Raw genomic sequence first — 12,883 nt, forward strand, 5'->3', positions numbered from 1 at the left:
TGGTGCGTCAGATCAGTCTGATCAGGCGCGATAGAACAGGTAGCGGTCTGGCGCGATGGTTTCGGGCCCGGTGATTTGGTCAAAACCTACCAGTGGTTGCCCCGAGATCAGCAGCCCTCCGGGCAACATGACCTGCGCGATCAAGGGACTGAGGCGGGCGGCTTCGGCCACGTCATCGGCCTTGATGCCGCGCCCGAAATCGTAGTGTGCCATGGCGATCTTCGGCCCGCCTTGGGCCAGTTTTTCCAGCATGGGTTCAGCTTCGCCTTGCAGGAAATCCTCGGCAGGGGGGGTGCTGGAGGGGTGGCATTGCAGCACCCGGTCCATCACCCAGATGCGCCGGTCGGGTAGGATTTCGCGCAGGTGGTCATAGGTCCGGCCATTACCAAGACCCATGTCCAGAACGTCTCCGGGGTGGTCCGCTATCTGCGCGACCGCCCAGTTCAGCCCGTCGCGCTGGGCAGTCAGGCGGCGCAGCATGGAATCCAATCGGCTCATTGAGGTCTCCGTAAGGTCTCGGGGGCAGTCCAGAGGGTCGTGGGCCCATCCAGAAGCCGCCGCAAGAAGTCATGGGTGAAGGTCCAGATGTCGTCATCATGAACCAGATGATGGGTCAGGTAGCCGAAGGGTTCGGCGTTGTCCGCGCGTCCCAAACGCCTGTCGCGAAGCAGATCGACGGTCTGGACGACAAGCTGATCCGGCGCGATCAGCCCGCGCGTGCCGGGCCAGTCAATCGGGTCTAGATGGGTGTTCACCTGATCCAGCCCCGGTGCGGTTTGCGCGATTTTGCGCGGTGTCGCGGTCGAAAGTGTTGTGAAACCCAGCGTCGGCAAGTTCTGCACTACTTCGGGCGCGATACGGTTCCACGGGGGCACGAATAGCGGCCGTAGCCGGTGCCCAAACAGGGTGGTCAACCTATCCAGCCCGGCTTTGGCGTCTTTCATGATCTCGGGCAAGGGTCGGTGCAGCCGGAATTCGGCTTTCTTTTCGGCCGCCGGAGCATGGTTCTGATGCGCCCAGCCGTGGACGACTGGGACCAGCGCTGAATGTGCCTGTACATAGTCGGCCAAAGCGTGATCGGCATTCCGTGGGATCACGGCGAGATGAACAGGCAGCCCAAGCGCGTCGGACAGCTGAGTCAGACGCTCCAATTGCGGGGTTGTGGTGATCGCATCGTCATCCCGCCACCAAAGCGGCAGTGACAATCCCTCTTGCCGCCACAGTGCCAGTTCTGCTTCCAGAGAGTGCCAATCGACCTTCATCCCCGACGCTCCAGCAGAGCCTTGGCGATCTCGACAGATTTGGCCGCGCCGTCAAATCCGTGGTCGGGAACGGGCCGCGCGGGTGCGTTCAGAACGCGGTCTACAGCCTGTGCAAGGGATGCACCGCTCAGATCGTGGCTGGCAACCAATGCGACCCCCGGCTGATCCGATAGGCTTTGGGCGCGCAAGGTCTGTTCGACCTCATTGCCGTCATCGAACGGGACAAAGACCGCAGGTGTCGCGGCCTGAAGAATATCAAGTGCTGTATTGTAGCCGCACATGCTGACCGAGGCTGCGGCGTGGCGCAGCATCTGGCGAAAATCGGGTCGCACAGGTTCCACGGTGATATTGGCGATGCCCACCAAATCCGACAGTTGAGCAATGCGCACCTGAGCGTCCTGCCCCCCAACCAGCAGGCGCCAGCGCATGTTGGTCATCTTTTGGGCGGCCTCGATGGCCGCGCGAAAGATCGGCTGCCCGACCGAGCCTCCGCCCGCGCTGACCAGAACCTCACCTTGCCCCAACGCGTCGGGGTGTGGAGGGGCCGCCTCCGGGGCGACAAACCCGGTGTAGTACAGCCTTGGGCGCAACCGCTCTGACACTGGCCAGCTTACGTCCAGCGAAACCATCTGCGGGTCAGAATGCACCAGAACCCCATCGTATGTGGTCCGCACGATCTCTTCTGCGCGCGTGGCTTTGCTTGGTTTTGAGGGCGGCGCAAGGATGTCCCGGATCGAGCCCAAAATCACCGGTCGTTTGGGCAGTGCAGAGGCGGCCTTGAGCAAGGCGATGAACTCAGCGCTCAGGGACCGTCGGCCAAACGGAAATAGTTCGGTTATCAGCACATCAGGGGCAAAACTGCGCACCGCCTCAACCAGAGCTGCCTGCCGCCCGGCCAGATATGCTACATCGGCAACTTCGTCGGTCTGGGTCAGCAGCCGGGTGAAATCTGTTCCGTCCGAGCGCAGCGGCGGCAGGCTCAGCAAGGTCATGCCCGTCACATTCAGCTGCGGCGCAGGCATTCCGCCCGTTACCACCAGAACCTGATGGCCGTCTTGCACAAACGCGCGCCCCAATGTCAGTGCGCGGCTCAGGTGCCCCGTGCCCAACAGATGAGTGACGACAATCATCACCTTCATGCCGCGCCATCCCTTTTGATCAGGCGGAGAGGTTCGGTCTGGGCGCGCATGGTCTTCATATCAATGATATAAAGCCGGTTGCGTTTGATTTTGAAAGGGGCAGGTCCATCAAATTCCCAAGACCAAGCTTGCGCCAGAATGACCCGCATGATGCCGATATGGCAGACAGCAACCGTGTCGCCTGTCAGGCCACCAAACCACGGGCGCAGACGGTCGTGAACTTCGGCCGGACTTTCTCCGTTTGGGGGGCGGAAGTCCCATCCCCAATGCTCGATATGTCGATAGCCACTGTCGGGCTCAGCCAGTAAATCGACGCCGCGCAACCCTTCCCAATCGCCCCAATTCATCTCGGTCAGCGCCTCTGCCGTCATGGGGTCGCGCCCGGCCACCAGACGCGCCGTATCATGCGCGCGTTTCAGGGGGCTGGACCAGAGCGCCGCCTGATCCCACGGCTCGGGCAATGCGTAAGTCGCAAGCTCGGACCGGGCCGCGTCATCCAATGGAATATCGCTGCGCCCTTGGATGCGCCCGGCGCGGTTCCATGTCGTATGTCCATGGCGGAGCAAGGCAAGCTGGGTCATTTCTGCCCTCCGATCAGGGGTCGCACCGTTTGCCAGAAGCGTTCGGTGGCGGCGGGTTGAAGATGGCGCGCGGCAACATGCGCTTGGGCCGCAGCGCCAATGTCTCGGCGCAGTGAGGGATTGGCCAAAAGGGTTTGCAGCCGATGGGCCAACCCGGCCGGGCCGTCCTCGACCGTTGGGTAGTCCGACGGGGCCAGAACGTCGCGCACGCCCGGACGGTCTTGCGCAACGACCGGCAGGCCGCAGGATTGCGCCTCAAGATAAACCATGCCGTAGGCTTCGTTCACACCAGGCCAGACCAACAGCGACGCCTTTTGATAGTGCGCCTGCATATCGGCGCGATCCAATTGGCCCAGAAACCGAACTTTCGCCCCAAAAGGCGCCATCAAAGCCTCAACCTCGGCCCGCGCCGGGCCATCGCCCGCGATATCCAGAGACCAGGCGCCGCCCAGCAACGCCAGAGCCTGTGCCAGAATCTGGTACGAGGCCAGCTTGTCCCCGTGCCGCATCATCCCGACGACCAGCATAGGGCCTTCACAAACCGCCGCACCCGGAAGGTCCGCGCGAGGCAGGAAGGGCGGCAATTCGATCAGCTGCTGTGACCCGTATCTTTCACGTTCCAGTGTGATTAGATCGTTGGCCGTATGGTAGAAGATCACCTGTGCCGCATCGCAGGCCTCATGGGCGGCTTGGGCGAACCCTGCCCAGGGGCCGGATAGACGGCTGGTCGCGCGCGTGCTTTCCAGTTGCACATAGGGGATTTTCCGCGCCCGGCTGATACGCGGGCCCAGCAGGTCAGGTGCCTTGTAATAGTTGTGATACGTCACCCAAAGGGCGGTATCCGGCGAGAGTGTATGGATCAGGCGCTTGGCTTCGGCGTCAGCCTCGGTTCGCAGCTTATCCTGGACCTGAGCGTCGCCGGTTTTGTCGAAAACGCGCAGATGCGAGACCAGATCGACCGCGTCCCCCTGCGCACCAATCGCTGCCAAAAGGTTACGCGCCATTTCCCGGTCGCCGGACGGCACCGGACTGTCGGGGGACTTCATCGGAGTGTAGAACGCAACGCGTGCCATCAGCCCCGATCCGCCCCCAATGTGCTTAGCCGTTTGGACAGCAAAGCAATACCGGGATCCATACGGAATTCGGCGATCAGGCGGTCAAAGGCGTTACCGGCCATCTGCATCGCCTCAGCAGGGTCTTGCGCCATCCTGGTGATCGCTGCGGCCAGTGCGGCGGGCGCATCTTCGGATAACAGGCCATGGATTCCGGTGTCGATAAATTCTGGTATGGCCGAAACCGGTGTGGACAGGATCGGCAGCTTTTGCGAGGCGGCCTCCATTAGTACATTGGGCAGGCCGTCCCGGTCGCCGTCGGCGGCGATGCGGCTGGGCAGGACGAAGAGATCGGCCTTGCGCATGGCTTCGATAACTTCGGGCTGGTCGCAGGCCCCTTTCCAGGTGATCCGCCCTGCAAGCCCGGCATCTTCGGCACGCCCGGCCAGCGTTTCGGCCAGCGTGCCGCCGCCGATATGCGTCCAGTGCCAGTCCAGACCCTCGGACAACAGCGCGAAGGCGTCGATCAGGCGGTCAAAGCCCTTTTTCTCGACCAGCCGCCCGACCGAGATCATGTGAAACGGCGCGTCAGGCGCGCGCTGCGTGCGCTCGGGCGGGTCCGGAAAACGACTCAGGTCCAGCCCGTGATAGATCAGATCGACCCGCTTGGGATCGTCGGCCAGGTCGCGCAGATGTGCGGCGCCGATGGCTGTGCAGGTTGCACCAAAGGCAGCACCATGGGTGCTGGCCTGAAGCTTTTCAGCTTTTTCCCAATCAGGAGAAGTCCAGATATCCTTGGCGTGGGCGGAGAAGCTCCACGGCAGGCCGCGCATGATGGCGGCATAGCGCGCGACCGAGGACGGCGTGTGCATGAAATGCGCATACATGACCCGCGTGTCCTGCGGCAATTCAGCGGCAAGCACGCAAGCCTGACCAAAGCGGCGAATGCGGTTGTGAGTCGGGTCGCGGCGCAGATCTGCACGCCAGATCCGGTAGGCCTCGGCATAACCGGGCAGGGCCTGCGCGGCACGGCGCGCGGCCCAGACGCGTTGGGGTTCCTGATACAGATATTCGGGCAGATAATGCACCTGACCCTTGAACCGGTCATGCAGCGGATGGCGTTTGACGTCGGTGGGATGGCGTAGTGACCAGATGTCGAACCGATGGCCCGCATCCTGCAATGCAACCAGTTCCTGAGCGATGAACGTTTCCGACAGGCGCGGCCACCCTTTGACCAGCACCGCCAGATTAGGAGGCGCAGATGTCATCCGATAGCCCGTTCCTGTTCTCCGTTCTGCAGGGAGTCAACGCGGTCCGTGACATAGTCCAGCCCGTCCAACAGCCCGTCGCCAATGGCTTGGGACGGCAGGGGCTGATCGGGCAGGGCGCGAATGGCTGCAATCATTGCCTCGGGAGTCAGGCCATCGCGGCTTTCGTCCAGCATCCGCACCAGCCCCAGCTCTTCTGCGCGCGAGGCGCGAATCCACTGTTCCAGACGCGGGGTCGTGCGAGGAACAATGACGGCGCGTTTGTCAAAGGACAGCACTTCGCAGAACGTGTTGTAGCCGCCCATGCAGACGACACCGGCGGCCCCGGCAAACAGGGTTTCAATCTGGGATTCAAAACCGACAGCAGTCACGCGACCGTTCAACGCCGCAACGCGCGTTTCGAAATCGTCCCGCAACTCGCCCGACAGGAACGGACCATAGACCAGCACGGCGCGGGGCGACAGGGTGGGGTCTTTTTCGTATGCCGACAGAACAAGGTTCACCATCGCCTTGCCGTCGCCGCCCCCTCCGGGGGTGATCAGGATATATGGCTGCTCGGGCGGTTCGCCCACGGGGCCAAGATCACGGCGCAGATAGCCGGTCCAATGGATGCGCGATTGCACCTCGGGGCTCAGCGGTAGGCCACGTGTCGGGTCGTAGATCGAGCGTAGCCCATAGACCCAGATCTCGTCATAATAGGCCTCGGTTGCAGCGACCGCCTCTTTACGATCCCATTCAGCGGCCAGAACCTCGGGCTCATCCAGAACGTCGCGCAATCCAAGGACCATTTTGGTTCTTCTGCTTTGCATCAGACAGTCAAGGGTCGGCAGCAGCTCGCCCCGGAAGCCGGTAGGTTCCTTGTCGACGATAAGCACATCCGGATCGAATTGCTGCACTGACGTTCGGATTAAACCCGAGCGTAGTTCGGTCACTTCTTCGATACCCATGCCCATGGTCTGTGAGGCATAGGACCCGTCAGCGCGTTTGGTAACACCGGGTAGACGAACGTGATCCACCCGACGCGGAAAGGTAAACCGCCCGGCAACGGGCGAGCCGGTCAGGATCAGTGCCGAGGCCGAAGGGTCCGCCTGTGTCATTGCAGCGGCCAGAGCACGCGAGCGGCGCAGATGACCCAAACCAAAGGTGTCGTGGCTGTAGAACAGAATACGGGGCGCACGTCCGGCTATTTTCTGTTTTCTTTTAAGGCTCATACTTTTGCCTGTGTCCGTGTCTTGGTGCATGTCCGCGCGGGTGCACTTCTATCGTATTTGTTTTCGGTCGGCTTGCAAAAAACGCGGTTCCGGCGGGTCAAAACCGACAAACATTGCGATTTGGCTACATGTTGCAATGAAATGGCCCAACGTCGCTTTGCTCTACATCAGGTTCCGGGTCGAAAACCTCAATTGTTGTCCGGCCCGGTCTTATTCACTTTCCATCGCGATGGAAATACTTCGGTCACCGCTATTGCGGTGGGAACACGTGGAAAGACGAACTGGGGTCGACATCTGTTGAGCATTTGAACACGGGATTGTGCTTCTATAGGCTGCGGGGCAAATGCGGACGTGGATGAAAGACCCGATGACAACAAGATTATTTGCCGTTTTTGCGCTGTTGACCTGGGCAATCGCGTTGACTTTTGCAGGCGGAGCTGAAGCGCAAACATCGCTCATTCCCGGCTACACAACGGGTGCGGACAGCACCGACGAGGCCTCGGAAGATGGGGATCTGGCTGCTGCGATCCGCTCAGCAACCGAGGCTGGTGCTAGCGTAATCGTCATCGACAGTGCGGGGAAAATCGTATCGTCGGGTGCACCGGCACAGGCCAATCAGGACGCCGCAGGCGACCAGATGGCCGATGGGTCGCAATTGATGAAAGCGCAGGAGCGGTTTTCGAAATTCCGCGAGTCGATGCAGTCGCGGCTTGAGGCGCTGCCTTATTCGATTTTCGAGGTGAAATACGTCCTGCGCCAAACCAGCCCCGATGGCCGAATCCAGACCTATGTCGAGGTGCTGTTCTGGAACATCCTGTTCCTGCTACTGGGGCGGTGGCTGTCGACCGAGATCTACGGCAAGCGCATCGCCAAGGGAATCGTGGTCGCGCGATCCAAGGAAAATCCGCAGGGCTACCGCGAAAAAATGCCGTTTCTGGTGTTCCGCTTCCTTATGGGGATCGGGGGTACAATCTTTGCCATGCTGATGGCCCTGATCGTCGGGTTCCTGTTTTTCGGCGAGGCCGAAGATATCTCGATCCAGTTCACGGTCACGGCGATATTCGCGGCCTTCTTCCTGTCGCGCACGGTGTCCGATCTGTGGCGTATGGTGCTGTCGCCCTATCTTAGCCAGTACCGCCTGCCGCCGTTTTCGGACCGGGACGCCAAACGGCTTTATATCTGGGCTTCGGCGATTGCGACCTATGACATCTCGGTCGTGATGTTTTCGACCTGGGTCGCGGATTTCGGGCTGAACTATAACGTTTATGCCATGGTCTATGGCGGCCTGACCATGTTGGGTGCGTTGGGCAATTTGCTGATGATCGCGTTCAATGGGCGTGCCATTTCCCATGCCATCCGGGGAGGACGTACCAAGGAACAAGTGTCGTGGATCCTGCGTTTCATCTCGCTGGCTTGGGCACCTGTGCTGATCGTCTATATCGTGTTCAGCTGGTTCAAACTGGCTGTCGATCTGGTGCTTGAAAACCAGAACTCGATCCCGATCGTGGCCAGTAGCTATGCCATCTTTATGTCGGTGGTGATCGCTTACGGTGCGATGAACTATCTGCTTGAGCGGTATTTCGACCGCAACCGTCAGATGGAGGAGATGAACGCCGAAGACGCCGATGCGCCCGAGGAGGAGTTAATCGAGACCCCTCTGGCCGAAAAACGCGCGCATTCCATCGTGACGTACGAGGATCTGGCGCGCCGTGTGGCTGGTATTCTGGCCTTTGTGGTTGGGCTTTACGCGCTGGTCGTCATCTGGAACCCGGATGCCAGCTGGAGCGAGGAACTGCCTATCGAGCGTTTCCTGGACGTGATGGTGATCATCTTCATTGGCTATGTCCTGTTCCATTTCTTCCGCATCTGGATTGACAGCAAGATTGCTGAAGAGATTGACGATGGCGGGGCCGAGGCCGAGCTGGGCGATGAAGGTGGCGAAGGCGGGCAAAGCCGTCTAGCCACTCTGCTGCCGCTGTTCCGGGGGGCGATCTTGGCGGTGGTTGTCGTAACCATTGCGCTGATCGCGCTGATGGAAATGGGCATCAATGTCAGCCCCCTGTTTGCGGGCGCGGGTGTTGTGGGTCTGGCCGTTGGGTTTGGATCGCAGACGCTGGTGCGGGATATTTTCTCGGGGGCGTTTTTCCTGATGGATGATGCGTTCCGCAAAGGGGAATATATCGACATTGGTGATGTGAAAGGCACTGTCGAGAAAATATCGGTCCGGTCGTTCCAGCTGCGTCATCATCTGGGTGCGCTGAACACCATTCCTTTTGGTGAGATCAAGGTGCTGACCAACTATTCCCGTGACTGGGTGATCATGAAGCTACCCTTGCGCGTGACTTATGACACTGATGTCGAGAAGGTGCGCAAACTGATCAAGAAGCTGGGGCAGCAATTGCTGAGCGACCCGGTCATCGGCGACAATTTCATCCAGCCGCTCAAGTCGCAGGGTGTGATCGAGATGCAGGATTCCGCGATGATCATCCGCGTCAAGTTCATGACCAAGCCGGGTGATCAGTGGCTGGTGCGCAAGAAGGTCTATCAGGAAATCCGCGAACTGTTCGCCCGTGAAGGCATCCGCTTTGCCCACCGCGAAGTGACGGTGCGTCTGGCCGATGAGAAAGCGTCCGAAGACCTGACACCGAAACAGCGCGAGGCGGTAACCGGCGCGGTGCAGGCCGCGATAGACGAAGATTATCTGGACGATATCGGCCCCGGCGGAGGGGATGACAGGTAGGGTGCGCTCCCGCCCCTTTGGGCCGCGTTTCTGACGAAACGCATCCAAAAGCGTTGGGCCGGGCCGCGCGTACCGCGCGGCGGATGCGCTAGGGCTTCAGCGTTGGCCAGACGGGTTGGGACGTGCCCAGTTTCGATGCAGGCAGAGGCCAGTGCATTTCCGTTGTGCTCAGCCTCAGGGCCGGTTTCAGACGATGGCCGACACCCCAGCCGGATTCCTCGGGCGTGCGGGCATAGTTGGTCGGGTTGGCATTTTCGATATCCTCAGACGTTTCGGACTTGCTGAGAATGGCCAGCAATTCAGCAGTTCGGGCAAGGGACAAGCGGGCCTGCATGATTGAGTTACCTTGGGCGGCCTCGACCAGAGCAGACAGCACGGCGGCGGCCATCAGATAGCCAGTTGCGTGGTCCAGCGCCTGCACCGGCAGGGGCGTCGGCTTGTCTGCCTTGGCCCAGATGCGGCCAGTATCGGCGATGCCTGCGCTCATCTGCACAAGGCTGTCAAATCCGCGCCGGTTCGCCCATGGCCCCTGCCAACCATAGGCGTTCAATGTGACTTCGACCCGGTTGGGTGCAATCGCGTCCCGTTTCGCTTGCGTCAACCCCAGCGCATCCAGCGCGCCTGGGCGATAGCCATGCACGAACACATCCGCCTGAGACAGCAATTCCTGTAATGTCTCCATTCCGGCGGGCGACTTTAGATCCAGATAGGCACAGTGTTTGCCCAGCGAGACATCCGGGATCACGCCGGGTTCGTCCCAGCCGGGCGGATCAATACGCAAAACCTCGGCCCCGACCCCGGCTAGAGTGCGGGTGGCAATGGGGCCTGCCAGAACGCGGGTCAGGTCCAGAACGCGCAGGCCCTGAAGCGGCCGTTTGGCCGTGGCCTCTGGACGGTCGCGCAGCATGATCTGGCGGGGGTTGTACCAGCCGATCAACGGATCACGCGACACCGCCCGGCCTTGGGGATGCTCCAGCCATTCGGCCCTGCTGCGCATTGCGGCGGTGGCGCCGCCCTCGGCCGCGATGGCGGTTTCCAGATCGGCGATAGCCCATGTCTTGAGGGCCTGAGCGACTGCATCGCGGTTCGCATCGACCTTGAGCACTTTCAATGCGGCCAGTCGGTGGCGCGCTAGGTTGGTATGTAGCCTGATCCACCCGTCAGAAGCTTGATAATCCCCGGCGATGGCGTCCCAGAGGCTTGGCATCTCCCACCCTTCGGGCTTGAAGGAAAACCCGTACCACAGTGAAGCCAGCCGGTGATCAACCGTGACGTCGGGCGCGCTGGACGTCAGGTTCAGGGACACCATCAAGCGCGCCAGCTCTTGCCCCACCGCGGCAAAGCTGGCGGTGGCCAGTTCAGATACGGCAAAGGCGCTGGGCCGCGCTCCGCTTCCGATTACTCGATAGCTTTCCGGGTCAGGAAGCGCCGAAACCAGTGTCATTGCTGATAGGGGTCGAGACTGTCACGCAGCCCGTCGCCAAGGAAGTTGAAAGCCAGCACAACCACGATGATCGGCAGCATCGGGATCGCCGTCCACGGGTAGATCTCGATCGAAGCGAGGTTCTGCGCGTCATTCAGCATCACGCCCCAACTAACCGCTGGAGCCCGCAGGCCGAGGCCTAGGAAAGACAGCGCCGTTTCCCCCAGGATCATCGCCGGGATCGACAGAGTGGCAGAGGCAATAAGGTGGGACATGAAGTTCGGCAGCAGGTGCTTGCGGATCACACGGCCCGAGCTTGCACCCATCATTTCGGCTGCGCGCACATATTCTTCCTCGCGCAACGACAGGAACTTGGCGCGCACAGATCGGGCAAGGCCGGGCCAGTCGAGTATCCCGAGGATGATCGAGATTATGAAGAACACTGCCACTGGGCTCCAGTTCGAGGGCACCGCTGCAGACAAGGCCAGCCATAATGGCAGTTCGGGCAGTGAGCGTAGAATCTCGATGACGCGGTTGATGACCCAGTCGATCTTGCCGCCGAAATAACCCGCCATCGACCCGAACAGGATGCCTAGGAAGAACGACACCGAGATGCCGATCAGGCCCACGGTCAGCGACAGTTGCGCGCCATAAAGAATGCGGCTGAAGACATCCCGACCCAGACGGTCGGACCCCCACAGGAACAGCGTTGCCCCTTCGGGCGCACAGAACAAATGCGTGTCCGACTTGATCAGCCCCGCCAGCTTGTACTCGGCCCCTTCACAGAAGAATTGGAGCGGGCGCGGATCGCTGGTGTCGGTCACGGCTTTCCACTGGAAGGTCTCAAGGTCGGCCTCGATCACCGTCGGGTAGACAAACGGACCGACGAATTCGCCTTCGTGGAACCAGTTGACGCTTTGGGGTGGGGCATAAAGATGCTCGTCATTGCGTTCATTCGCACCATAGGGGGCAATGAACCCGGCAAAGGGCAGCATCAGGTAGCACAGCAGCAAGAAGATACCCGAGATCAAGCCCAGTTTGTGGGTGCGGAATTTGCGCCAGACCAGCAGCCAGTTGGGGGCGTCCAGATCAGCTCGCTCGAGCTGTTGCAGGGCGGCGTCTGGATCGAAGGGGGCATCGTCGACATAGCGACCGTCAGAGCGTTTGGTCATGCTTCACGCCCCTCATACCGAATTCGCGGGTCCAACATGACCAGCAAGATGTCCGAAATCATTGTCCCGATCAGCGTCAGCAGTGCGACGAACATCAGGATGAAGGCAGACAGGAACTGATCCTGCGTCTTCAGCGCGGTCAGCAAGGTCGGGCCGATGGTTTGCAGCCCTAGCACCACCGAGACCAGAACCGACCCCGACACCATTGAGGGCAGCAGGTTGCCGATATCGGCGACAAAGGGGTTGAAGGCCACGCGCAGCGGATATTTGGTCAGCATCCGCGACGGGGCCATGCCTTTTGCGATGGCGGTTTCCACATAGGGTTTACCCAGCTCGTCCAACATATTCGCGCGCAGCCGTTGCATCATCGCCGAGGCGCCCGAGGTGCCGATTACAAAGGTCGGCACAATCAGGTGGAGAAGGATGGATTTCATCTTGTCCCAGCTCATTGGCTCACCCTCGTAAATCGGGTCCATGAGCCCGCCGATGGGCAGGTTGAAATATTGGTGGCCGTAGTAGAACAGGATCAGGGCCAGCAGGAAGTTCGGCGTGGCCAGACCCAGATAGCCCACAAAGGCCGAGGTATAGTCGATCCACGTCCGCGACCGCGCCGCCGCAAGGACACCAAGCGGCAAAGCGACCGCATAGACAAACAGGATTGCGGCAAGGTTCACCACAACGGTCAGCCACAGTGTGTCGCCCACAATCTCGGCCACCGGGCGGTCAAATTCAAAGGACCAGCCGTAATTGCCTTGAATCAGCCCCTCAAACCCATGGGGGCCGGGCCAGAAGCCCATCCAGATCAGGTATTGCTCCCACATCGGACGGTCCAGCGCGTATTCGGTCCGCAAGAATTCGGCCTTGGCCACACCGGCGGATTGCCCTGAGGCCTGAAGCTCGGCGATTTGGTTGCTGAGGTAATCGCCAGGCGGCAGGTTGATGATCACGAAGATTAGAACCGACACAACAAGCAGTGTCAGCAGCATCGTGAAAAAGCGATACACCGCGTAGCGCAGCATTACCATTTAGCTGCTC

11 protein-coding genes are annotated in these 12,883 nt (G+C 60.6%); 1 reads left to right on the plus strand and 10 read right to left on the minus strand.

The features are described 5' to 3' along the window. Positions 1 to 21 precede the first annotated feature (21 nt). Genes ACR0C5_RS15020 through ACR0C5_RS15050 form a run of 7 tightly spaced genes read right to left on the minus strand, consistent with a single transcriptional unit; the run spans position 22 to position 6,513 of the window. Positions 22 to 498: a class I SAM-dependent methyltransferase gene (locus tag ACR0C5_RS15020; RefSeq protein WP_170782954.1), complete on the minus strand. Its 477-nt coding sequence runs from the start codon at positions 496 to 498 to the stop codon at positions 22 to 24. After that, positions 495 to 1,262, minus strand: a complete 768-nt coding sequence (locus ACR0C5_RS15025; RefSeq protein WP_480877630.1) for a polysaccharide deacetylase family protein — start codon at positions 1,260 to 1,262, stop codon at positions 495 to 497. The genes ACR0C5_RS15020 and ACR0C5_RS15025 overlap by 4 nt, the downstream gene beginning before the upstream one ends. Beyond that, positions 1,259 to 2,401, minus strand: a complete 1,143-nt coding sequence (locus ACR0C5_RS15030; RefSeq protein WP_480877632.1) for a glycosyltransferase family protein — start codon at positions 2,399 to 2,401, stop codon at positions 1,259 to 1,261. Before ACR0C5_RS15030 ends, ACR0C5_RS15025 begins: the two co-directional genes overlap by 4 nt. Beyond that, entirely contained in the window at positions 2,398 to 2,982 is a 585-nt protein-coding gene (locus ACR0C5_RS15035; protein WP_480877634.1) for a histidine phosphatase family protein, read from the minus strand. Before ACR0C5_RS15035 ends, ACR0C5_RS15030 begins: the two co-directional genes overlap by 4 nt. Next, positions 2,979 to 4,055, minus strand: coding sequence for a glycosyltransferase family 4 protein (locus ACR0C5_RS15040; RefSeq protein ID WP_480877636.1), 1,077 nt, complete (start codon positions 4,053 to 4,055; stop codon positions 2,979 to 2,981). Before ACR0C5_RS15040 ends, ACR0C5_RS15035 begins: the two co-directional genes overlap by 4 nt. Further along, positions 4,055 to 5,302 carry a glycosyltransferase gene (locus ACR0C5_RS15045; RefSeq protein ID WP_480877638.1) on the minus strand — a complete coding sequence of 416 codons (1,248 nt, stop codon included), beginning with the start codon at positions 5,300 to 5,302 and terminating at the stop codon, positions 4,055 to 4,057. Before ACR0C5_RS15045 ends, ACR0C5_RS15040 begins: the two co-directional genes overlap by 1 nt. Continuing rightward, entirely contained in the window at positions 5,299 to 6,513 is a 1,215-nt protein-coding gene (locus ACR0C5_RS15050; RefSeq protein ID WP_480877640.1) for a glycosyltransferase family protein, read from the minus strand. The genes ACR0C5_RS15045 and ACR0C5_RS15050 overlap by 4 nt, the downstream gene beginning before the upstream one ends. 367 nt (positions 6,514 to 6,880) lie before the next feature. Here ACR0C5_RS15050 and ACR0C5_RS15055 point away from each other — a divergent pair, with 367 nt between their 5' ends. Then, a complete protein-coding gene (locus tag ACR0C5_RS15055) occupies positions 6,881 to 9,253 on the plus strand; it encodes a mechanosensitive ion channel domain-containing protein (RefSeq protein ID WP_480877642.1) in 2,373 nt (790 codons plus the stop codon). Between the two features lie 88 nt (positions 9,254 to 9,341). Here the strand turns inward: ACR0C5_RS15055 and ACR0C5_RS15060 are convergent, their stop codons facing one another. From ACR0C5_RS15060 to ACR0C5_RS15070, 3 genes are read right to left on the minus strand one after another with little or no spacing between them, the layout of a single operon-like run. Beyond that, on the minus strand, positions 9,342 to 10,697 hold the full coding sequence (locus ACR0C5_RS15060; RefSeq protein WP_480877644.1) for a CoA transferase: 1,356 nt from the start codon (positions 10,695 to 10,697) through the stop codon (positions 9,342 to 9,344). Further along, positions 10,694 to 11,848 carry an ABC transporter permease gene (locus ACR0C5_RS15065; protein WP_170769880.1) on the minus strand — a complete coding sequence of 385 codons (1,155 nt, stop codon included), beginning with the start codon at positions 11,846 to 11,848 and terminating at the stop codon, positions 10,694 to 10,696. Before ACR0C5_RS15065 ends, ACR0C5_RS15060 begins: the two co-directional genes overlap by 4 nt. Continuing rightward, on the minus strand, positions 11,845 to 12,873 hold the full coding sequence (locus ACR0C5_RS15070; RefSeq protein ID WP_170769881.1) for an ABC transporter permease: 1,029 nt from the start codon (positions 12,871 to 12,873) through the stop codon (positions 11,845 to 11,847). The genes ACR0C5_RS15065 and ACR0C5_RS15070 overlap by 4 nt, the downstream gene beginning before the upstream one ends. Positions 12,874 to 12,883 lie beyond the last annotated feature (10 nt).

The sequence above is a fragment of the Ruegeria sp. N8 genome, from assembly GCF_056531325.1.

Coding starts and splice junctions, on each gene's coding strand:
- ACR0C5_RS15020 (WP_170782954.1), bottom strand. CDS start 498: ATGAGCCGATTGGATTCCATGCTGCGCCGCCTGACTGCCCAGCGCGAC.
- ACR0C5_RS15025 (WP_480877630.1), bottom strand. CDS start 1,262: ATGAAGGTCGATTGGCACTCTCTGGAAGCAGAACTGGCACTGTGGCGG.
- ACR0C5_RS15030 (WP_480877632.1), bottom strand. CDS start 2,401: ATGAAGGTGATGATTGTCGTCACTCATCTGTTGGGCACGGGGCACCTG.
- ACR0C5_RS15035 (WP_480877634.1), bottom strand. CDS start 2,982: ATGACCCAGCTTGCCTTGCTCCGCCATGGACATACGACATGGAACCGC.
- ACR0C5_RS15040 (WP_480877636.1), bottom strand. CDS start 4,055: ATGGCACGCGTTGCGTTCTACACTCCGATGAAGTCCCCCGACAGTCCG.
- ACR0C5_RS15045 (WP_480877638.1), bottom strand. CDS start 5,302: ATGACATCTGCGCCTCCTAATCTGGCGGTGCTGGTCAAAGGGTGGCCG.
- ACR0C5_RS15050 (WP_480877640.1), bottom strand. CDS start 6,513: ATGAGCCTTAAAAGAAAACAGAAAATAGCCGGACGTGCGCCCCGTATT.
- ACR0C5_RS15055 (WP_480877642.1), top strand. CDS start 6,881: ATGACAACAAGATTATTTGCCGTTTTTGCGCTGTTGACCTGGGCAATC.
- ACR0C5_RS15060 (WP_480877644.1), bottom strand. CDS start 10,697: ATGACACTGGTTTCGGCGCTTCCTGACCCGGAAAGCTATCGAGTAATC.
- ACR0C5_RS15065 (WP_170769880.1), bottom strand. CDS start 11,848: ATGACCAAACGCTCTGACGGTCGCTATGTCGACGATGCCCCCTTCGAT.
- ACR0C5_RS15070 (WP_170769881.1), bottom strand. CDS start 12,873: ATGGTAATGCTGCGCTACGCGGTGTATCGCTTTTTCACGATGCTGCTG.